The organism is Ancylobacter dichloromethanicus (assembly GCF_018390645.1).
Taxonomy (GTDB): domain Bacteria; phylum Pseudomonadota; class Alphaproteobacteria; order Rhizobiales; family Xanthobacteraceae; genus Ancylobacter; species Ancylobacter dichloromethanicus.
Map to the genome: position 1 here is coordinate 97,124 of NZ_JAHBGC010000004.1, position 21,147 is coordinate 118,270.

General features: G+C 68.4%; 22 protein-coding genes. 19 read left to right on the forward strand and 3 right to left on the reverse strand.

Going from position 1 to position 21,147, the window contains the following annotated elements; all coding sequences use genetic code 11:
* Positions 1-101 precede the first annotated feature (101 nt).
* Together KHC23_RS00660 and KHC23_RS00665 are read right to left on the reverse strand one after the other, a co-directional pair.
* Positions 102-704 (reverse strand): HutD/Ves family protein, encoded by a 603-nt coding sequence (locus KHC23_RS00660; RefSeq protein ID WP_213368306.1) that lies wholly within the window; start codon positions 702-704, stop codon positions 102-104.
* Between the two features lie 116 nt (positions 705-820).
* Complete coding sequence (locus KHC23_RS00665) at positions 821-1,765, reverse strand: LysR family transcriptional regulator (RefSeq protein ID WP_213368307.1); 945 nt, start codon at positions 1,763-1,765, stop codon at positions 821-823.
* An 89-nt stretch (positions 1,766-1,854) separates the two neighbouring features.
* Between KHC23_RS00665 and KHC23_RS00670 the strand changes: the two genes are divergently transcribed.
* The 19 genes from KHC23_RS00670 to KHC23_RS00760 all read left to right on the forward strand — a co-directional run bounded on the left by KHC23_RS00670 (position 1,855) and on the right by KHC23_RS00760 (position 18,731).
* On the forward strand, positions 1,855-3,321 hold the full coding sequence (locus KHC23_RS00670) for a 4-hydroxyphenylacetate 3-hydroxylase family protein (protein ID WP_213368308.1): 1,467 nt from the start codon (positions 1,855-1,857) through the stop codon (positions 3,319-3,321).
* A 13-nt stretch (positions 3,322-3,334) separates the two neighbouring features.
* The gene (locus tag KHC23_RS00675; protein ID WP_213368309.1) at positions 3,335-3,826 is read left to right on the forward strand and encodes a flavin reductase family protein; all 492 of its coding nucleotides are present in this window, start codon (positions 3,335-3,337) and stop codon (positions 3,824-3,826) included.
* Positions 3,827-3,874: 48 nt separating this feature from the next.
* The gene (locus tag KHC23_RS00680; RefSeq protein ID WP_213368310.1) at positions 3,875-4,297 is read left to right on the forward strand and encodes a RidA family protein; all 423 of its coding nucleotides are present in this window, start codon (positions 3,875-3,877) and stop codon (positions 4,295-4,297) included.
* A gap of 8 nt (positions 4,298-4,305) precedes the next feature.
* A complete protein-coding gene (locus tag KHC23_RS00685) occupies positions 4,306-4,980 on the forward strand; it encodes a DUF1028 domain-containing protein (RefSeq protein ID WP_213368312.1) in 675 nt (224 codons plus the stop codon).
* A 193-nt stretch (positions 4,981-5,173) separates the two neighbouring features.
* Entirely contained in the window at positions 5,174-5,599 is a 426-nt protein-coding gene (locus KHC23_RS00690; protein WP_213368314.1) for a GlcG/HbpS family heme-binding protein, read from the forward strand.
* Positions 5,596-6,222, forward strand: a complete 627-nt coding sequence (locus tag KHC23_RS00695; RefSeq protein ID WP_213368316.1) for a glutathione S-transferase — start codon at positions 5,596-5,598, stop codon at positions 6,220-6,222. The genes KHC23_RS00690 and KHC23_RS00695 overlap by 4 nt, the downstream gene beginning before the upstream one ends.
* Positions 6,223-6,249: 27 nt before the next feature.
* Positions 6,250-6,705, forward strand: coding sequence for a type II 3-dehydroquinate dehydratase (locus tag KHC23_RS00700; protein ID WP_213368318.1), 456 nt, complete (start codon positions 6,250-6,252; stop codon positions 6,703-6,705).
* Positions 6,706-6,796: 91 nt separating this feature from the next.
* A complete protein-coding gene (fgd, locus tag KHC23_RS00705; RefSeq protein ID WP_213368320.1) occupies positions 6,797-7,798 on the forward strand; it encodes a glucose-6-phosphate dehydrogenase (coenzyme-F420) in 1,002 nt (333 codons plus the stop codon).
* Positions 7,799-7,801: 3 nt separating this feature from the next.
* Complete coding sequence (gene cofE, locus KHC23_RS00710) at positions 7,802-8,575, forward strand: coenzyme F420-0:L-glutamate ligase (RefSeq protein ID WP_213368322.1); 774 nt, start codon at positions 7,802-7,804, stop codon at positions 8,573-8,575.
* Positions 8,572-9,522, forward strand: coding sequence for a 2-phospho-L-lactate transferase (cofD, locus tag KHC23_RS00715; RefSeq protein WP_213368324.1), 951 nt, complete (start codon positions 8,572-8,574; stop codon positions 9,520-9,522). Before cofE ends, cofD begins: the two co-directional genes overlap by 4 nt.
* The gene (cofC, locus tag KHC23_RS00720; protein ID WP_213368326.1) at positions 9,519-10,184 is read left to right on the forward strand and encodes a 2-phospho-L-lactate guanylyltransferase; all 666 of its coding nucleotides are present in this window, start codon (positions 9,519-9,521) and stop codon (positions 10,182-10,184) included. The genes cofD and cofC overlap by 4 nt, the downstream gene beginning before the upstream one ends.
* Positions 10,185-10,334: 150 nt before the next feature.
* Positions 10,335-11,435: an ABC transporter ATP-binding protein gene (locus KHC23_RS00725; protein ID WP_213368327.1), complete on the forward strand. Its 1,101-nt coding sequence runs from the start codon at positions 10,335-10,337 to the stop codon at positions 11,433-11,435.
* Positions 11,432-12,568, forward strand: a complete 1,137-nt coding sequence (locus KHC23_RS00730) for an ABC transporter ATP-binding protein (RefSeq protein WP_213368329.1) — start codon at positions 11,432-11,434, stop codon at positions 12,566-12,568. Before KHC23_RS00725 ends, KHC23_RS00730 begins: the two co-directional genes overlap by 4 nt.
* A 39-nt stretch (positions 12,569-12,607) precedes the next feature.
* A complete protein-coding gene (locus tag KHC23_RS00735) occupies positions 12,608-14,002 on the forward strand; it encodes an ABC transporter substrate-binding protein (RefSeq protein WP_213368337.1) in 1,395 nt (464 codons plus the stop codon).
* Between the two features lie 119 nt (positions 14,003-14,121).
* On the forward strand, positions 14,122-15,078 hold the full coding sequence (locus KHC23_RS00740; RefSeq protein WP_271188719.1) for a carbohydrate ABC transporter permease: 957 nt from the start codon (positions 14,122-14,124) through the stop codon (positions 15,076-15,078).
* A gap of 10 nt (positions 15,079-15,088) precedes the next feature.
* On the forward strand, positions 15,089-15,925 hold the full coding sequence (locus tag KHC23_RS00745; RefSeq protein WP_213368339.1) for a carbohydrate ABC transporter permease: 837 nt from the start codon (positions 15,089-15,091) through the stop codon (positions 15,923-15,925).
* A gap of 5 nt (positions 15,926-15,930) precedes the next feature.
* Positions 15,931-16,428 carry a hypothetical protein gene (locus KHC23_RS00750; protein WP_213368341.1) on the forward strand — a complete coding sequence of 166 codons (498 nt, stop codon included), beginning with the start codon at positions 15,931-15,933 and terminating at the stop codon, positions 16,426-16,428.
* Positions 16,429-16,452: 24 nt separating this feature from the next.
* A complete protein-coding gene (locus tag KHC23_RS00755) occupies positions 16,453-18,015 on the forward strand; it encodes a GMC family oxidoreductase (protein WP_213368343.1) in 1,563 nt (520 codons plus the stop codon).
* Positions 18,012-18,731: a phosphoribosyltransferase gene (locus KHC23_RS00760; protein ID WP_213368345.1), complete on the forward strand. Its 720-nt coding sequence runs from the start codon at positions 18,012-18,014 to the stop codon at positions 18,729-18,731. Before KHC23_RS00755 ends, KHC23_RS00760 begins: the two co-directional genes overlap by 4 nt.
* A 6-nt stretch (positions 18,732-18,737) precedes the next feature.
* On the opposite strand, the gene KHC23_RS00765 is transcribed toward KHC23_RS00760, so the two are convergent.
* Positions 18,738-21,032 carry a xanthine dehydrogenase family protein molybdopterin-binding subunit gene (locus KHC23_RS00765; protein ID WP_213368347.1) on the reverse strand — a complete coding sequence of 765 codons (2,295 nt, stop codon included), beginning with the start codon at positions 21,030-21,032 and terminating at the stop codon, positions 18,738-18,740.
* Between the last annotated feature and the right edge of the window lie 115 nt (positions 21,033-21,147).

Sequence of the window (21,147 nt, forward strand, 5' to 3'; positions counted from 1 at the left end):
ATCCCGTCTCCGAAGGCTTTGTTATTTTTCCTGTCAGGAAATTTGCGCCGGGGGGATTGGATCGGAAAATACTTTTAGCCGTTACACAACATAGGAGTTGGTTATGCAGGCGTGCCGCGCGGACCGGTCGGCGCGAGGAAGGCGATGAGCGCCTCGCCGGTGGGCTCGCAACTGGTGCGCAGCGTCGGCTCGTCGCTGGCCACCAGCGTCTCGCCGGGATGGACCAGCACCGAGCCGGCGGCGTCGCCGACCTGCCAGATGCCGGTCACCGCGTGCAGGATCACCATGCCGCCTTCCGGCGCCGCCAGCAGCGGGCCGTTGCTGGCAGCGGCCGGCATCACCTGCGCATGCCACCGTCCGCGCCGGGTCATCACGTTGATCACCCAGGCCGGCCCGTCCGGCAGCGCCGCGCGCGGCTGCTGCACGCTGTCGAAATAGAACGGTTCGAGCCGGTTCAGCTCGCGCGTGCCGTTCGCGAAAGTGAGGCCGAGGCCGTTCCCGCTCAGCCGGGTGATGTGGCGGTCGATGCCAGGGAAGGAGGAGAACCGCCCTTCCTCGACGATCGGTGCCAGGCTGACGCGGACGTCGAAATCCTCATGCGAGGCGCCTTCCGGCAGCATCAGCACGTCCTGCGTCATGCCGCCGCCATTCTTCCACGGCACCCGCCGGTAGTCGGAAGGCCTGATCACCCGCAGCACGCTCATCGCCGCCCCTCCCTCATGGTCTCGATGCACTCTGCTCTAGAGAGGCGCCGGCCTGTCAGGCAATGCGCTCGCGCAAGGACAGGCAACAGAATCCGGATGCAGCGGATAGGCCCCGCCTATCGAACGGTCGCCTGCGGCGACAGCGTGCCGGGCTCGAAGATGCCGCCGGCGGAGAAGGCGGCCTTCAGGTGGCGGGCGAACACCTCCACCGCCGGGCGGGGCGTCTGCCGGCGCAGCCGCAGGCTCACCAGCCGCACCGGCGGCAATTCGTCGGTCAACGGCACCGAGGCGACGCGCCCGCCATCATGGGTGATCTGGGTGCGCGGCAGCACGTTCTGGATGGTGTAGCCGCGTCCGTGGCCGACGAGGCCGCGCGTCAGCTCATAGGCGCGCGAGCGGAACGCGATCTTCGGCTCCACCCCGACCGAGCGGAACAGGCCCATGAAGTAATCGCGCGAATGCGGCAAATCGAGCAGGATGAACGGCTCGTCGCGCAGGTCGGCGAGGCTGATGCGCTCGCGCCGCGCCAGCGGGTGGTCCGGGTGCAGCACCGCATAGGGCCGCAATTCGGCGAGCGGCTCGGCCATCACCTCCTCCGGCCGGGCGAACTCGTAGGACAGCGCCAGTTCGGTGCGCCCGGAGATGACGGCGTCGAGAATGAGCTGCTGGTCGCCCTCGTCGAGGCTCACCGTGATGCCCGGATGGGTCTCGGCGAAGGTCGAGAGCAGCCCCGGCATGAAATGGGTGGCGATGGTCCAGAAGCAGCCGACCGCGATCTCGCCGCGCACCTCGTCGGCCATGGCGCGGGCGTTCTGGCCGAAATCGCGGGCATGGTTCAGCAGCAGCCGCGCCTCGTTGACGATGCGGGTGCCGGCGATGGTGGTGGTCACGCCTTTTGCATGGTGGCGCACGAACACCTGCACGCCGTACTCCGCCTCGAACTGGGCGATGGCCGCCGAGATCGAGGGCTGCGACACGTTCAGGTGCCGGGCTGCCTCGGTCAGGTTGCCGAAATCGGCGGTGGCGACGACGTAGCGCAGCGCGCGCAGGGAGATGTTCATCAGGAATTTCTATGTCGAGGAATGAATCAAAATATTTTACCGATCTATCAGGCCAAAGCAATATTTCCTGACAGGAAAAGGATGGTTCTATGATCCGCACAGGCCAGGAATATCGGCAGGGGCTGCAGGACGGCCGCGAAATCTGGATGGATGGCGAGCGGGTGAAGGATGTCACCACGCACCCCTCCTTCAAGCCGATCGTGGATGTGCGTGCGCGCATCTACGACATGGCGCATGAGGCCGCTTATCAGGACCGCCTCACCTATGTCGAAGAGAACAAGCGCAATACCATCTTCTACAAGCCGCCGCGCGAGACCCGGGACTGGAACGACAAGGTCGAGGCCGTCGATCTCGTCATGAAGGACATCGGCGGCGTGGTCACCCGCGTCGGTGACGAGACCATCGGCGAGGTCTGGTCGCTGATCGACGGGCGCGACGTGCTGGCGGAATACGACCCGCGCTTCGCCGACAATGTCGACCGCCACGTGCAGAATATCTTCGACAACGACATCTTCCACATCTCGGCCAACACCGATCCCAAGGGTGACCGCTCGCTGCCGCCGCAGGAGCAGGACCCCGACATGATGGTGCATGTCGTCAAGGAGACCGACGCCGGCATCGTCATTCGCGGCGCCAAATACGAGACCGCCGCCGCCTATGCCGACCAGGCCTTCCTCAAGCCCACCGTCGGCGCCTGGACCAACGAGACGCTGTCGGACTACGCCGTCGGCGGCGTCATCTCGATGAGCGCGCCGGGCGTCAAGCAGATCTGCCGCTCCTCCTTCGCCGGCCGCACCGACCCGCAGGACTACCCGCTGGCCAACCGGTTCGACGAGGTCGAATCCCTCGTCATCTTCGACAATGTGCTGATCCCGTGGGAGAACGTGTTCTTCTACCGCCACACCAAGGCGGCTCAGTACATCCGCGCGACGCTGCACCGCTATTCCGCGTTCCCCTATGTCCACCGCCTGCTCTACGTCGCCGACATGATGATCGGCGCGGCGATGTGGAACGCCAAGCAGACCGGCCTCGACAAGCTGCAATCGGTGCGCGAGAAGCTCGCCGACCTCGTGGTCTATCGCGAGGGCATCAACGCCCATCTCACCGCCTCCATCGCCCTCGCCGAGAAGAGCCCCGGCGGGCTGCTGATGCCGAACCAGTCGCTGCTCTATGCCGGCCGGGTGCATGGCTGCTCCAATCTGCCGGCGATGATGCACATCGCCCGCGAATTGTGCGGCGGCCAGATCTGCGTCACCCCCAACGCCGCCGCCTTCCACAATGCCGGCTCGGGCGACTGGCTGAAGAAGTTCTACTCGCTGAACAAGCAGTGGGAATCGGAGGACCGCCGCAAGCTGCTGGCCTTCGCCCGCGACCTTCTGAACTCCGACTATGCCGGGCATCGGCTGACCTTCGTGCAGTTCGCGCAGGCGCCGCACTTCAATCACCTGAACGCGGTCTACAACGCCTTCGACTTCTCCGGCCCGCTCGACTTCGTGCGCAAGTCGGCCGGCCTGTCGGACAAGGTTCTGGGCGATAAGGTCCCGGGCAAGAACTGAGGGAATCCCGCCGATGCACGCCATCGACCCCGCCGCTTTTCGCCACGCCATGGGCCGCACCGCGGCCGGCGTGACTGTGGTGACCAGCGACGGGACGCATGGCCGCGTCGGCGTCACCGTGTCCAGCCTCTCTTCGCTCTCGCTGGAGCCGCCCTCGGTGCTGTTCTGCCTGCACCGCGACAGCCGCTGCCTGCCGGTGCTGCTCTCCAACGGCGTGTTCGCCGCCAATATCCTGGCGCAGGGCCAGCAGCGCGTGGCGGACTCGTTCGCCGGGCTGGTGCCGGAACTGCGCGAGGACCGCTTCGGCGCGGGCGAGTGGGACGGGTTGACGACCGGCGCGCCGCTGCTTCAAGGCGCGCTGTGCCGCTTCGACTGCCGGCTGGCCGAGGTGTTCGACTACGGTACCCACCGCATCATCACCGGCGAGGTGGTGGCGATGGAAACCCATGGCGAGCACCCGCTGGTCTATTCCAACCGCAGCTACCGCCGGCTTGAGGTCGCGTGAGCGCCGATCGGCCGTCCCTCTCGTTCCTCTCCAGCAAAGAGCCCCTTCATGCCGACGCATAAGCGCATCCGCCCCTTCAACACGAAGGAGACCTATCCCGAGCAGAAGCTGAACAACGACCTCTCGCAGGGCGTGGTGGCGCGCGGGACCATGGTGTTCCTGCGCGGGCAGGTGTCGCAGGACCTCGACAGCCGCGAGAGCCTTCATGTCGGCGATGCCGGCGCCCAGACGGCGAAGGCGATGGCCAACATCAAGATGCTGCTGGAAGAGGCGGGCAGCGAGATGAGCCATATCTGCCGCATCGTCGTCTACCTCACCGACATACGCTACCGCGAGGCGGTGTATCAGGAGATGGGCAAGTGGCTGGCCGGGGTGTTCCCCTGCTCCACCGGCCTCGTGGTGCCCGCTCTGGCCCGGCCGGAATGGGTGGTCGAGATCGAGGTCACCGCCGTCATTCCCGACCCGACCTGAGGCGCGACATGACCTTCTCGATTTCCGCCCATTGCGCCCGCACCGGCCATTTCGGCATCGCCGTCTCCTCCTCCTCACCCTGCGTGGCGGCGCGCTGCGCCCATGCCCGCGCCGGGGTCGGGGCGGTGGCGACGCAGAACATCACCGACCCCACGCTGGGGCCGAAGGGACTCGATCTGATGGCCTCGGGCCTGTCGGCGCCGCAAGCGCTGGCGCGGCTGCGCGCCGAGGGCGCGCATATCGACTACCGGCAGTTCGCGCTGGTCGACGCCAAGGGCGGCACGGCGGGCTTTTCCGGCGCCCGGACGCTCGGTACCCATCGCGTCGCCGAAGGCGAAGGCGTGGTGGCGGCCGGCAATCTTCTCTCCTCGCCGCAGGTGCCGCAGGCGATGGTCGACGCCTTCACCGCCGCCCAGGGACCCCTCGGCGATCGGCTGATCGCCGCCATGAAAGCGGCGGTCGCGGCCGGCGGCGAGGAGGGGCCCGTTCATTCGGCCGGGATGCTGCTGGTCGACAAGGTGGCCTGGCCGGTGGCCGATCTGCGCGTCGACTGGCACGAGGCCGACCCGATCGGCGCGCTCGGCGATCTGTGGGAATTGTGGAAGCCGCAGATGGAGGCCTATGTCACCCGCGCCCTCGACCCCTCCACCGCGCCCTCCTATGGCGTGCCGGGGGATGAGTGAGGGGGCGGCGGATAGCGGCTGCGTGCTTCGAGACGCGGGGCGATGCCCCGCTCCTCAGCATGACGAGGCGCCGCCGCCAGCAACGCTTCTGCATTTTGGACAACCGCCGTCATGCCGAGGCGCGCGCGAGCGCGCCTCGAAGCACGCAGTGCCGCTCCGCCAGCCCCCTTTCCGCCAGCCACGCGAGGCCCTCATGTCCGTCACCCGCCCGGCCCTGAAGCTCACCCATGACGGCGCGCTGAAAATGCTCGCCGCCGCCGTCGCCCGGGCGACCGAGATGGGGGTGCCGCAGAACGTCAACATCGTCGACGAGGGCGGCAACCTGCTGGCCTTCGTGCGTATGGACGGCGCCAAGCTGCTCTCGCGCGAGACCTCGCTGTCCAAGGCGATCACCGCCGCTTCGCACCGCCAGCCGAGTTCGCGGCTGAACCCGGCCGACGAGATCAAGCTCTCGCTCGCCGCCGGCCAGCGCCTCACCAATCTGGAAGGCGGCCTGCCGATCATGTTCGACGGCGTCTGCGTCGGCGGCATCGGGGTCGGCTCAGGCAAGGGGGCGGAGGATGTCGAGGTGGCGCGCGCCGCGCTGGCCGCCATCGGGGCACAGGACCAGATCCCGTGAAGCTGCTCCACGCCCCCACATCCCCCTTCGTGCGCAAGGTCATGGTCGTCGCGCGGGAGACCGGCCTCGCGGACCGGATCGAGACCGTCTTCAACGCCGCCAGCCCGCTTCAGCGCGACCCGGCGCTGACCAGCCTCAACCCGCTCGGCAAGATCCCGGTGCTGCTGCTGGACGACGGCACCGCGCTCTATGACAGCGCCGTCATCTGCGAATATCTCGCCGACCTCGCCGGCGACACCGCGATCTTCCCCACCGGCCCGGCGCGCTGGCCGGCGCTGACCCTGCAGGCGCTCGGCGACGGGTTGCTCGATGCCGCCGTCGGCAACCGCTACGAGAGCGTGATGCGTCCGGCGGCGCTGCGCTGGCCGGACTGGTCGCAGGCGCAGATGGCCAAGATCGCGGGCGCGCTCGACACCGTCGAGGCGATGGCGCGCGCCGGCCGCATCGGCCCGACGCTCCACCATATCGGTCTCATCACCCTCGGCTGCGCGCTGGGCTATCTCGACTTCCGCTACGCCGATCTGGGCTGGCGCGAGGGCCGCCCGGCGACGGCGCAATGGTTCGCCGCCTTCGACGCCCGCCCGGCCATGGAAGCCACCCGCCCGCGTGAGCGCACGGCCTGACCTCGTACCGAAATGGCGTGGAATATCATGAGCCTGCCGCAAGTCCGCCTGTTCGTGCTCAACGGCGCCAACACCAATCTCTATGGCCTCGACCCGACCGGGCCCTATGGCGCCCTGACGCTTGACGACATCGCGCAGGATTGCGGGGCGCGGGCGCAAGCCCTTGGCGCGACGGTGGATTTCCGACAGACCAACCATGAAGGCGTGCTGGTCGACTGGATTCAGGAGGCGCGGACGGCAGCCGACGGCATCGTCATCAATGCCGGCAGCCTCTCCTACACCTCCATCGCGCTGCTCGACGCGCTGGCGGCCGTCGCCCGGCCGGCGATCCAGGTGCATGTCAGCAACGTGTTCCAGCGCGAGGCTTTCCGCCATCACGCCCCGCTGGCCGCGGCGGTGACCGGCTGCATCGTCGGGCTCGGGCCGGAGGGCTATGGCGTCGCGGTAGAGGCGCTGGTCGCGCACATAAGGCGGATTCAGTAAGTCATACTATTGTTTTAAAAAGATAATTTATCATATTGTGCTGCACTACAATATGACTCTATGATCCTTCCGCTTGACGGTGGGAGGGGTGATGCTCAGGCTCGGCTACAAGGCATCGGCGGAACAGTTCGATGCGCGCAGGCTGCTGGACTACGCCGTTCTGGCGGAAGGCTGCGGCTTCGATTCCGTGTTTGTCAGCGATCATTTCCAGCCCTGGCGCCACACTGGCGGGCACGCGCCGTCCGCTATCGCCTGGCTCGGCGCGCTGGGCGCCTCGACCTCGCGTATCGTGATGGGCACCAGCGTGCTGACCCCCACTTTCCGCCATCACCCCTCCATGGTCGCCCAGGCCTTCGGCACGCTCGGCCAGCTTTATCCCGGCCGCCTCATTCTCGGCGTCGGCTCGGGGGAATCGTTGAACGAAGTTCCGGCCACCGGCGCGCCCTGGCCGGAGATGAAGGAGCGTTTCGCCCGCCTGCGCGAAGCCGTACGGCTGATCCGCCAGCTCTGGACCGAGGAGAGGGTCAGCTTTGAAGGCGCCTTCTACAAAACCGAGCGCGCCACCATCTATGACAAACCGGAAGAGCCGGTTCCGATCTACATTGCCGGCGCCGGGCCGATGGTGGCGAAATTCGCCGGACGGGCCGGGGACGGCTTCATCTGCACCAGCGGCAAGCCGTGGGAGCTTTACCGCGAAACGCTGCTGCCCAATGTCGCCGCCGGGCTGGAGGAGGCCGGGCGGGCCGGGGATTACGACCGCATGATCGAGATGAAGGTGTCGTTCGACACCGACAAGGCAAGGGCGCTGGCCGACACGAGGAACTGGGCGGCGCTGGCGCTGTCGCCGGAGGAGAAGCACTCGGTGGAGGACCCCTTGGAAATGGAGCGTCTCGCCGATGCGCTGCCGGCCGAGCGCGCGGCCAGCCGCTGGATCGTCTCCGATGACGCCGACGCCCATGTCGAGCGCATCCGCCCCTATGTCGAACTCGGCTTCCGGCATCTGGTGTTTCATGCCCCCGGCGAGGACCAGGAACGGTTCCTGAGGCTCTATGCCCGTGCCGTGCTGCCGAAGCTGCGCGCGGCCTTCGGTTGAGCCATGGTCACTACGCCCGCCCGCCTCGAACTGGTCGCGCTGCCGGACTTTCCCTTGGTGGCGCAAGGCGATGACCTCGCCCATCTGATCCTTGAGGGAGTGGCGCGGGCCGGGCTGGAGCTGCGTGACGGGGATGTCGTCGTGCTGGCGCAGAAGATCGTCTCCAAGGCGGAGGGGCGGCTGGTGGACCTCGCCGGCGTGGAGCCGTCCCCCGAGGCGCGGGCGCTGGCGGCGCAGGTGCTGAAGGACCCGCGCCTGGTGGAGCTGGTGCTGCGCGAGAGCCGGCGCGTGGTGCGCGCCCGGCCGCATGTGCTGATCGTCGAGCACCGGCTCGGGCTGATCATGGCCAATGCCGGCATCGACCAGTCCAATGTCGACGCCGGCGGGCGCGAGGTGGCGCTGCTGCTGCCGCAGGACCCGGATGCCAGCGCGCACGGGCTTCATGCGCGGCTGCGCGAGACCTGCGGGGCCGCGGTCGGCGTGGTGATCAACGACAGTTTCGGCCGCCCCTGGCGGCGCGGCACCACGGGCATCGCCATCGGCGCGGCGGGGCTGCCGGCGCTGGTCGACCGTCGCGGCGAGCCGGACCTGTTCGGCCGGCCGTTGCAGGTGACGATGATCGGTTTTGCCGACGAGATCGCCGCTTCCGCCTCGCTGCTGATGGGGCCGGCCGATGAGGGGCGCCCGGTCGTTGTGGTGCGGGGCCTGCAGTGGAATGCGCCCATGGGCCCGGCGGCCGATCTGATCCGCCCCGAGGCGGAGGACCTGTTCCGATGAGCGGAGGCCATGTCATTGCGCTTTCCGGCGGCATTGGCGGCGCCAAGCTGGCGCTGGGCCTCGACCGCGTGCTGGCGCCGGGCCAGCTCACCGTCATTGCCAATACCGGCGACGATTTCCGCCATCTCGGCCTGCACATTTCGCCCGATATCGACACGCTGCTCTACACGCTGGCCGGCCTCGACGACCCGGCGAAGGGCTGGGGGCGACGCGACGAGAGCTGGACCTTCATGCGCGCGCTTGCGGAACTGGGCGGGGAGACCTGGTTCCAGCTCGGCGACGGCGACCTCGCCACCCATGTCGAGCGCACAAGGCGGCTTGGCGAGGGGGAGAGCCTCTCGCAGGTGACGGATGCGTTGCGGCGCCGGCTCGGCATCGGCTCGGCCATCGTGCCGATGAGCGACGACCCGGTGGCGACGCGGGTCAATACCGATGAGGGCTGGCTGGATTTCCAGCATTATTTCGTGCGCCGACGCTGCGAGCCACGGGTGAGCGGCCTCGACTTCGTGGGGGCAGGCGAGGCGCGCCTGGCGCCGGAGGCAGCGGCGGCGTTCCGCGCGCCCGGCCTGCGGGCGGTGGTGCTGTGCCCCTCCAACCCCTATCTCAGCGTCGATCCCATTCTCGCCGTGCCCGGCCTGCGGGCGGCGCTGGAGCGGTGCGCGGCGCCGGTCATCGCGGTCTCGCCGATCATCGCCGGGCAGGCGGTGAAGGGGCCGACGGCGAAGATGATGACCGAACTCGGGCTGGAGCCGGGCGCGGCGACGGTGGCGCGGCACTATGGGGGACTGATCGACGCCTTCGTCATCGACGCCGCCGATGCCGGCCTCGCGATCGCGGGGCTCACGGTCGCCGCGACGCCGACGCTGATGCGCAGCCTCGACGACAGGATGCGCCTTGCCCGCTTCGTGCTCGCCCTCGCGGACAGGCTGGCGGGGGCGCGGGCGTGAGCACGGCGCGCGGCGGCGTCTGGGCGGTCGTGCCGGTGAAGGAATTCGCCTTCGCCAAGCAGCGGCTCGCGGGGGAGTTCACGCCCTCGTTCCGGCACCGGCTGGCGCAGGCCATGCTGTGCGACGTGCTGGCGGCGCTGCGCGGGGCGCGGCAACTGGCCGGATTCGCCGTGATCACCGCCGATCCGGAGGCCGGCCGGCTGGCGCAGGATTTCGGCGGGCGATGGCTGGTCGAGACCCCCGTGCGTGGGCTGAACGCCGCCGTGAGCGCGGCGGCGGCGGTGCTCGGCGCGGAAGGGCGTGGCGGCATGCTGGTGCTGCCGGGGGACATCCCGGCGGTGACCTCGGCAGAGGTCGACGCGCTCATTGCGGGCCATGGCGCGGGGCGGGCGGTCAGCCTCGTCGCGGCGCATGACGGGCAGGGCACCAATGCCGTTCTCGTCTCCCCGCCCGGGATGATGACCTTCGCCTTCGGGCCGATGAGTTTTTCGCGACATCGCGCCGGTGCGCAGGCGCTCGGCTTCGTGCCGCGATGCCCCGATCCGGCGCGGTTTCCCGGCCTTGCGCTCGATGTCGACACCGCGGAGCAGGTGCGCCGGCTCGCAGGTCTGCTCCCCTGTTCGCGCACGCGCCGGCTGCTGGCGGCCGAGGGTTGCCCATAATCGATGCAGCGGGTTCGCCCGCGATGACGATTTGAGCAGGCGGAGCCAGCCCCGATGCGCATCCGGCTCAGTTATTCTGAGTTTCTATAGACCAGCACACTTTGGCACAGAACTTGGATTGATCATCGGCATAGCCCTCTGGAGTGCCGGATGTCGTCCATCGCTTTCGTATCGGTTTCCAAGCGCTACGGCGACGTCGACGCGGTGAAGGCGTTCGACCTCTCCTGCGCGCCGGGAGAAATGCTCGCCTTGCTCGGCCCGTCCGGCTGCGGCAAGAGCACGACGCTGAAGATGGCGGCGGGGATCGAGAGCGTCTCCTCCGGCGAGATCTATTTCGGCGACCGTCCGGTGTCCGGCCTCGCGCCGGGCGCGCGCAACATCGCCATGGTGTTCGAGGATTACGCGCTCTATCCGCGCATGAGCGTGTGGGAGAACGTCGCCTTCCCGCTGAAGGTGCGCGGCATCACCGGCCAGCCGGCGGCGCAGCGCATCGGCGAGGTGCTGCAGCTTCTCGGCCTGCGGCAGATGGCCGAGCAGGATGTGAGCGGCCTGTCCGGCGGCGCCCAGCAGCGGGTGGCGATCGGCCGGGCGCTGGTGCGCGACCCGGAAGTGATCCTGTTCGACGAGCCGCTCTCGCATCTCGACGCCGACCAGAAGGTGCAGCTGCGCGCCGAGATCAAGCGGCTGCAGAAGCTGCGGCAGGTGACCTCGATCCTCGTCACCCACGACCAGACCGAGGCCATCGCCATGGCCGACCGGGTGGCGGTGATGAACCATGGCGTGCTGCAGCAGGTGGGCGCGCCGCAGGACCTCTATGAGCGCCCGGCCAATCTCTTCGTCGCCAATTTTATCGGCGAGCCGCCGATGAACCTGATGAAGGCCGCTTTCGCCGGGGGCGGGCGCGTGGTCGGGGGAGGGTGGTCGGCCACGCCCGACGCCGCCCGCCTCGGCGTGCTGACACAAGGCGAGGGCGCGATCATCGCCGGCATCCGGCCCGAGCATGTCGCGGTGAATCCGCCGGAGATGCCGGGCGAGGCGCAGGGCGTCATCGTCTACCGCGAGCCGCGCGGCGATGCCGACGTGCTCACCGTCGCTCTCGGCACCGGCGATGGCGGCGGCGAAAAGCTGATCGCGGAGATCCCCGGTCCCTCGCCCTGGCGGGCCGGCGACCGGGTGTCGCTGGGCCTCGACGTGAAAAGCCTGCTGATCTTCGACGCCGCAACCACCCGCAACCGGGAGGCACTGCAATGAGTGCCTCGGCCGTTCAGGGACTTGCCGCGCGCGGCATCACCAAGAGCTTCGCCCAGCAGGTTCTGCACGGCATCGGCATCGAGGTGGCGCCGGGCGAACTCGTCGCCATCACCGGGCCGTCGGGTGCCGGCAAGACCACCTTCTGCCGCATCCTGGCCGGGCTGGAACGCCCCGATGCCGGCACGGTGACGCTCGGCGGGCGCGATCTCCAAGGCGTGCCGCCGCAGCAGCGCCGCGTCGCGCTGATGTTCGAATCCTACGCGCTCTATCCGCACCTCACCGTGCGCGGCAATGCGCTCTCGCCGCTTGAGGCGCCGGGGGGGCGGCTCGGTCCGGCAGCGGCGGCGGCGCGCGTCGACGAGGTGCTGGAGCTGCTGGAAATCCGCCATCTCGGCGAGCGGCTGCCCGGCGCGCTCTCGGGCGGGCAGAAGCAGCGCGTCGCGCTGGCCCGCCTGCTGGTGCAGGCGCCGGACCTCTACATTCTCGACGAGCCGATCTCGCATCTCGACGCCAAGCTGCGCCACAAGCTGCGCGGCGAAATCCGCCGCCGTCTCGCCGCCCAGGACGCGCCCACGGTCTGGTCGACGCCCGACGGAATGGAGGCGCTCTCGGTTGGCGACCGTGTCGTGGTGATCGACGGCGGGCGGATCGAGCAGGTCGGCACGCCGGAAGACATCTGGCTGCGCCCGGCGAGCGCCCGCGTGGCGAAGCTGCTCGGCGATCCCCCGATGAACCTGATCGAGGGGGCGCTGGCGCGCGAGAACGGCACGCTGTTCTTCACCCGCCGCGACCTGCGCCTCGCCCTGCCGCCGGCGCTCGCCCGCGCGGCCGAGCAGGCCGTGGGCGGCAGCGCCATCCTCGGCGTGCGGCCGGACGGCATCGCCTTCGCGGCCCCGGACACGCCCGGCGCGGTGGGTGCCGAAATCTATTCCAACGAGCCGTTCGGCAAGCACGCCATCGTCACCCTCGATCTCGGCGCGCTGCTGGCCAAGGCGAAGACCAGCATGGCCACCGCCGCCGCCCTCGCGAACGGGGCCGGCGACGGCATCGGCCGGCCGGTGGGACTGGTTTTCCCGAACGACGGGCTCACGCTTTTCGACGGGACGACGGGCCGCGCGCTGCCCGGCAATTGAGCGCAAGCCGCTGATGACGACGACGGAAGGGGAAGTGCGATGAAGACGAAGAACTGGTGTTTCGCCGCCGCCTTGGCGGCTTCCACGGTGCTTGCCGCACCGCCGACGCAGGCACAGGATTCCAGCTTCTATGCCGAGGCGGCCAAGCCCTACAAGGGCAGCACCATCCGCGTGCTCGACGAGATCACGCCGCTGCAGGAGACGCTGTCCAAGATCGTGCCGGACTTCGAAAAGGAGACCGGCATCAAGGTGGAGTGGGAACTGCTCAACCACTTCGAGGTCATCAACAAGGGCCAGGCCGACATGCTGTCCGGCCGCGGCTATTACGACGCGGTGATGCTGCACGGCTTCCAGCTCGGCCCGATGATCTCGGCCGGCGTGATCCGCGAGCTCAACGATTTCGTCGCCGACCCGAAGCTCGCCAATCCCGGCCTGAACACGGCGGACTTCATCCAGAACCCGTTCAAGACCGCCGCCTTTGTCGGCGACAAGCAGTATTCCTTCATCAACTGGAACTACAACCAGATCTACTGGGCGCGCGCCGACCTGCTGGACGATCCGGGCGAGAAGGAAGCCTTCAAGGCCAAGTATGGCTATGAACTGGCGCCGGCCGCCACCATCGGGCAGATGCGCGACATCGCCGAGTTCTTCACCCGCAAGAAGGGCGAAATGCTCGCCGGCAAGAAGCTGGAGAGCGATTTCTACGGCATCGTGCTCGAAGGCATCAAGGGTGGCTCGACCTTCCCGACGCTGTGGAACAACTTCGTCAAGAACTATGGCGGCAACCTGATCGACGCCGAGGGCAAGCCGGATTTCGACAGCCCGGAGACCGTCGCCGCGCTGAAGATGTGGCACGAATTGTGGACCTTCGCCCCGCCCGGCATCGCCGAATATTCGCTGGTCGACGTGCCGACGGTGATGGGCAACGGCATCGCCGCGCAGTCGATCGCCTGGTCGGACTTCGTGCTCGGCATCGACAAGCCCGGCGTCTCGCCTTACGCGGGCAAGTTCGTCTACGGCCCGATCCCGATCAAGGCCGGCTCCAAGGAGCGCTACGCCGAGGCCGAGCCGTCGGTCACCGTCATCAGCTCCGCCTCCAAGAATCCCGAGGCGACCTTCATTTTCCTCGAATGGCTGGCCGACAAGAAGCAGCAGGACAAGCTGATCGCGCTGGGCGCGGGCGGCGTGCCGATCCGCGAATCGTCCTGGGCGCTGCCGGCGATCACCGGCGCGGCCAACAAGACGCTCTATGTCGCGATGAAGTCGACCCTCGACGTCGCCGAAGCCAAGCCGAAGATGCCGAAATTCTACGAGATCTACGACGTGATGAGCGGCATCGCGCAGGAAGTCGGCCTCGGCCGCATCTCGCCGGAAGAAGGCGCCAAGAAGGGCCAGGCGGAACTGCTCAAGCTCTGCACCAAGTGCCTGCTGTGACCCGTTGAACTGAACAGGCCGGCCCCCTCTCCCCGGCGGGGCGAGGGGTGGGGCGAGGGGCTCCCGGCAACGCGGCGGCCTCCTCGTTCCCGCCCCTTTCCCCGACAGGAGAGGAACGCGTGACCAAACCCGGAGAACGGATCTTTGCCATGGCGAGCGCCAGCGACACCATCACGACCGCCGACATCCCGCCGAAAGCACTGCCGCGCGAGCGGCTCTGGTATCCCTATCTGCTGATCGCCCCGTCCATGCTCATGCTGGTCGTGGTCTCGCTGGTGCCGTTCCTCTACACCATCTATCTGAGCTTCCACGCCGCCAAGTTCGGCCGGGTGACCGACTTCATCGGCTTCGACAATTACGCCGTGCTGCTGACCGATGCGCGTTTCTGGAACTCCATCGGCGTCGCCGCCACCTTCGTGGTGATCGCGGTGCCGATCGAGTTCATGCTCGGGCTGGCCGGCGCGCTGGTGCTGAACCAGAATGTGCGCGGGCGCTCGCTGCTGGTGCCGCTGCTGTTCATGCCGACCATGATGGCGCCCATCGTGGTGGGGCTGCTGTGGAAGATCATGCTCGCCGGCTCGTGGGGCTTCTTCTCCTACAACGTGCTGGAGCGGTTCAATCTTCTTGAGGGTACCTCGGTCTTCGCCTCGCCCGAATACGCGCTCTACGCGCTGATCTTCGTCGATATCTGGCAGTGGACGCCGTTCATGATGCTGGCCTTCTTCGCCGGCCTGCAGGCGCTGCCGCTCGGCCCCTACCGCGCCGCGGCGGTGGACGGGGCCAACCCGGTGCAGATGTTCTTCCACATCACCCTGCCGATGATGACGCCATTGCTGGCGGTGATCGGGCTGCTGCGCTTCATCGACGCCTTCAAGGTGTTCGACACCATCTACATCCTCACCGGCGGCGGGCCGGGCATCTCCACCGAGACGCCGTCCATCCTCGCCAACAAGATGACCTTCGAGTTCTGGAACATCGGCGAGGCCTCGGCGCTCGCGGTGCTGGTGTGGCTGGCCTTCTTCGTCTTCTGCAACGCCTTCTACCAGATCGCCAAGAAGCGACTGAACGCCTTCTGAGGAGACGATCATGGCCGACGCACAAAGCCGCCCCGAGGGCTCCCGCGGTCTGCTGTGGACCGGTGTCACCGTGGTCTATGCCGCCATCATGCTGTTTCCCATCTTCTGGATGGCGTCGATGATGGTGAAGCCGAACGACGCCATGTTCGCCCGGCCGACCCAGTGGCTGTTCGTGCCGACGCTGGAGCATTTCAGCTACGTCATCGAGCACGGCTTCCACTGGTACCTGCTGACGTCGTTCCTGCTCTGCACCGTCTCCACCGCGCTGGTGGTGATCATCGGCACGCCGGCCGCCTACGCGTTCGCGCGCTTCGAGATGCGGGCCAAGGACGACCTGTTCCTGTTCATCCTGGCCTCGCGCATGGCACCGCCCGTGTGCCTTGTCATCCCGTTCTACCTGATCTTCGCCAAGGTCGGCCTGCTCGACACCTTCCTCGGCCTGACGCTGGCCTACATGACCTTCAACCTCTCCTTCTACATCTGGGTGCTGCGCTCCTTCTGCCGCGACCTGCCGGTGCAGCTTGAGGAAGCAGCAGCGCTGGAAGGCTGGTCGAAGCCGCAGATCTTCCGCCGCGTGGTGTTTCCGCTGCTGCGCAACGGCATCGTCGCCACCGCCGTGCTGTGCTTCATCTTCGCCTGGAACGAGTTCTTGTTCGCCTTCATGCTCGGCGGCCGGGCGGTGCAGACGCTGCCGGTCTCCATCCCCAAGCTCATCACCTCGCAGGGCGTGCGCTGGGGCGAGATGGCGGTGGTGGGCATGACCGCGCTGCTCCCCGTGCTCGCCGTGGTGTTCGTCTTGCAGCGCCACATCGTGCGCGGCCTCACCCTCGGCGCCGTAAAGGGATGATCGCAATGACCGGGATCAAGGCTCACAAGGACCCCGCCATGCCGCCGCCGCTCACCGTCGCGGAGGGGCCGGAATGGGTGGAGGCACTGACCCTCCTCGCCCCCGACATGGCGCACACGCTGCTCGCCGCCACCCGCACGCTCTACCCCCATGACGGCCTGCCCGAGCGGGTCTATCGCCGGGTCATCCTCCATTTCGACCGGATGGCGGCGATGTCGCCCGCCGCCGCGCAGTCCCTCGCCGAGTTTGTCGACCGGGTGGACGCGGCCATGCCGCTCCCCTTCCGCGATCTCTCGGAGAGCTACCGGGTGGCGGTGCTGACGTCGCTGGAGGAAAGCGCGGCCTTCCGCCTCGTCCAGCGCTCCGCCGTCCGCTTCCTCTACGACGATGTCGAGGTGTGGCAGGCGTTCGGCTACGAGGGCGCCTCGGTGCATCTCGGCGGCTATGCGGCGCGCGGCTTCAACGATCTCGACTGGCTGCCGGAGCCTCCGGCCGGCGTCTGAACCCGCTCATACCAGGGGTGCCTCATGACTGAGTACGATCTCGACGATTCCGGCGTGGTCGTCATCATCGGGTCCGGCGCGGGCGGTGGCACGCTGGCGCACGAGCTGACCAAGCGCGGGGTCGGCGTGGTGCTGCTGGAGGCCGGCCGGCACCTTTCCGCCGAGGATTTCGTCAATGACGAATGGGGCGGCTACGAGATGCTGTCCTGGCTCGACAAGCGCACCGCGTCCGGCGACTGGCGCGTCGCCCGCGACCATCCGGTGACGCCGAGCTGGAGCTGCCAGGTGGTGGGCGGCACCACCACGCACTGGTCCGGCTGCTGCTACCGGCTGATCGAGGACGAGATGCGCGCGCGGACGGTCTATGGCGACATCGCCGGCGCCAGCCTGATCGACTGGCCGCTCACGCTCGACGAGCTGGAGCCCTATTACGACCTCGCCGAGGCCAGGATGGGCGTCACCCGCACCAATGGCCTGCCCGGCCTGCCGGCGAACAACAATTTCAAGGTGATGTATGCCGGCGCGAGCGCGCTGGGGCTCAACGCCTCCACCGGCCGGCAGGCGATCAACTCGGTCCCCTATGACGGCCGGCCGGCGACCATTCAGGACGGCTTCACCGTCACCGGCGACAAGGTAGGCTCGCGCTGGTCGACGCTGAATGTCGAGATCCCGCGCGCCCTCGCCACCGGCAGGCTGGAGCTGCGCCCGCGCAGCCGCGCCGTGTTCATCGAGCATGACGCCGCCGGCAAGGCCTCGGGCGTGGTGTATGTGGACGCCGCCGGCACGCGGCACCGGCAGAAGGCACGCGCCGTGGTGCTGGCCGGCAACTGCGTGGAAAGCTCGCGCCTGCTGCTGCACTCCGCCAGTTCGCTTTTCCCGCAAGGCCTCGCCAACGGCCATGGTAGTGTCGGGCGCTACTATCTGCGCCACATCATCCAGACCGTGTGGTCGGTGTTCGACAAGCCGGTGAACATGCACAGGGGCGAGATCATGACCGGCGTGGTCGACGATTTCGTCCGCCACGACCCCGCCCGCGGCTTTGCCGGCGGCTATTATGTGGAACTGAACTCCATGGGGCTTCCGACCACGGCGGCCTTCCTCGATCCCGGCTGGTGGGGACGTGATTTCGCGCAGGTGATCGAGCAATACGCCCATATGGCCGGCATGCTGCTTTCCGGCGAGGACATGCCCCAGGCCGGCAACCGGATCACGCTGAACGACGAACTCGACGCCTTCGGCGTGCCGGTCGCCAACATCCATTATGACGAACATCCCAACGACCTGAAGATGCGCAGCCACGGCTACAAGACCATGACCGCCATCCATCAGGCGGCGGGGGCGCGACGCTCCGTCGAGGCGCCGGCCTACCCGGCAAGCCATAATCTCGGCTCCAACCGCATGAGCGCGAAGGCCGAGGACGGCGTGCTCGACGGCAATGGCCGCGCCCATGAGGTGCCGAACCTGTTCATCGCCGACGGCAGCGCCTTCGCCACCGGCGGCGCCTGCAACCCGACGCTGACCATTGTCGCGCTGGCGATCCGCCAGGCCGATTTCATGGCGCGGCAGATGGCGGCCGGCGAATTGTGAGCGACGACTTCACCGAATCCACGCTGGCCTACTGGCAGGAACTTGCCGCGGAGCCTCCCGCGCGCTTCTCCTTCACCCCGCCGCACCGCCATGGCTATCCGGTGCGGCTGGCGGACGGCCGCGTGCTCGTGCTGCCGCTGCGTCGCCTGCCGGACGGCGTCCATGCCGCCGCCTCGCTGATCGCCAATCAGGCCGCGCATCAGGTGGTCGGCGCCCTCGCCGATGCGATGGCGCAGGAGGCGCGGTCGCTGGGCGCGGATTGCGTCGCCGGGCTGCCGACGCTGGGCCTGTCCTTCGCCGCGCTGGTGGCGGAGCGGCTGGGCCACAGCCGCTATGTCCCGCTCGGCTATTCCCGCAAATTCTGGTACCGCGACGCGCTTTCCGAGCCGGTGTCCTCGATCACCAGCCCGGAGGCGGGCAAGCGGCTGCGGCTCGACCCCAATCTGCTGCCGCTGGTCGAGGGAAGGCGTGTGCTGCTGGTGGATGACGCGATCTCGACCGGCGCGACCGCGCTCGCCGCCTGCCGGCTGCTGGAGCGGGCGGGAGCGAGCCTCAGCGGCATGGTGGTAGCGATGAAGCAGACCAGGCGCTGGGTCGCCGCGATGCAGGGCGTGCTGGCGGCGGAGCAGGTGCGCGCCGCCTATGGCTGCCCGCTCTTCACCCTGCGCGCGGATGGCTGGTGGCCGGTCGAGGCCACCCTGCCGGACATACCCTGAACGTCCTCAGCCCCCGCCTTGTGCCTCCCGGATCGCCTGCCACACCCGCCCCGGCGTCAGCGGCATGTCGAGATGGGCGATGCCGAGCGGGGCGAGCGCGTCCATCACCGCATTGACGAAGGCAGGCGGGGCGCCGATGGCGCCGGCTTCCCCAGCCCCCTTGATGCCGAGCGGGTTGGTGGTGCAGGGCACGTTGTGGGTCGAGACATCGAAGAACGGCAGGTCGTCGGCACGGGGCAGGCCGTAATCCATGAACGAACCGGAGAGCAACTGGCCACTGTCGGGGTCGTAGACCGTGCGCTCCATCATCGCCTGGCCGATGCCCTGGGCGATGCCGCCATGAACCTGCCCGCTCAGCACGAGGGGGTTGAGCGTGCGGCCGAAATCGTCGACCACGGTGTAGCGCTCCACCGTGATGTGCCCGGTCTCGGGGTCGACCGCGACCTCGCAGACATGCGCCCCGTTCGGGAAGGTGCCGGCCAACTGCTCGAAGTCGCCGATGCCTTCCAGTCCGCCCGCCTGCGCCGCCACCTCCAGCAGGCTGACATGACGGTTTGTGCCGGGCACGCGGAAGACACCGGCATCGAAGTCCAACTCGCGCTCGTCCACCGCGAGGAGACGCGCCGCCTCCCGGCTCGCCTTGCCGAGCACCGCTCCGGTGGCAAGGCGCAGGGCGCCGCCGCCATGCACCATGGAGCGCGAGGCGACCGTGCCGCCGGCGGAAGGAAGGGGCTGGTCGGTATCGCCAGTCTTCACCACGATCCGCGCCGGGTCGATGCCGAGCGCCTGCGCCGTCATCTGCACATAGGTGGTCTCGTGGCCCTGTCCCGTCGACTGGGTGCCGACATGGACCGTGACCTGACCGTCGGCGTCGATCTGCACCACGGCGCCCTCTTTTCCCGGCACGCCGGTGCGTTCGATGTAATAGCCGAGCCCGATGCCACGGAGCCGGCCGTCGCCCCGGTCGCGCCGGGCGGCGAAGCCGTCCCAGTCGGCCGCCTGCAGGCCGGCCTTCATCACGGCGGCGAAATCTCCGGAATCGTAGACGACGTCGGTCGCGGTGCGGTGCGGCATCTCCTCGGGCGCGATCATGTTGATCTCGCGCAGCGCGATCGGGCTCAGGCCGATCTCCCGCGCCGCCTTGTCCACCAGCCGCTCGATGAGATAGGCCGCCTCGGGCCGGCCGGCGCCGCGATAGGCGTCCATCGGCGCGTTGTTGGTGTAGGCGATGCGCACATTGGTGGCGACGGTGGGAATGGAATAGACGCCCGGCGCCATGGGTGGGCCGGAAAGGGTGGGGCAATAGACGCCGAAGGCGGAAAGCGCGCCGCCGGCGCTGGCCAGCGTCTCCACCTTCAGCGCGGTGAAGCGGGCCTGCGCGTCCAGCCCGAGCGTGGCGCGGGAGACATTGTCGCGACCTTGCGTGTCGGAGAGGAAGGCTTCGGCGCGGGTCGACTGCCAGCGCACCGGACGGACGAGCCTGCGCGCGGCATAGAGCACCAGCGCCTGCTCGGGATAGGGAATCGCCTTCATGCCGAAGCCGCCGCCGACATCGGGGGTGACGACGCGCAGCCGCGACGCCGGCAGGCCGAACACGCCCTCGAACATGAAGTCGCGGATCATGTGGCTGCCCTGGCTGCCGGTGACCAGGGTGAACTGGCCGCTCGCCTCGTCATAAAGCCCGATGGCGTTGCGCGGCTCCATGGAGGCGACGATGATGCGGTTGTTCACCAGCTCCAGCTCCACCACCCGTGCCGAGGCGGCAAGCGCGGTGTCCACCTCGCCGAGGTCGCCGAGTTGCCAGTGCAAGGCGAGATTGCCGGGAGCCTCGGCGAACAGCAGCGGCGCGTCGTCGGCCAGCGCCGCCGCCGGCTCGACCACCGCAGGCAGATAGTCGATGTCGAGCGCCACCGCCTCGGCGGCCTCAAGCGCGGCGAGGGCGGTCTCGGCCACCACGAACGCCACCGGCTCGCCGAGATAGCGCACCTTGCCGGCGGCCAGCAGCGTGTGGGCGGGCAGCGGCATGCGCCCGCCCTCCGCATGGTCCAGCACGATGACCACGGGCAGCGCGCCGATTCCGTCGGCGGCGAGATCCTGCGCGGTGTAGACCGCCAGCACGCCGGGCAGGGCTCGGGCGGCCCCGGTGTCGATCTGGCGGATCAGCCCGTGGGCGACCGGCGCGCGCACCACGCAGGCGAAGGTCTCGCCCGCATAATGGTGGTCGTCGGTGAAGCGGCCGGTGCCGGTGATGAAGCGCAGGTCCTCCACGCGGCGGAAGGGCTGGCCGATCCCGAATTTCATCGCTCTCTCCTCAGCGACCCCGCCCGACTGGCGCGCGACGCAGCAGTTTCACACCTGCATCTTTTCTAATCATTCTATCTATGTAAAGATAAGCACAAATCGGTCGATAACGTCG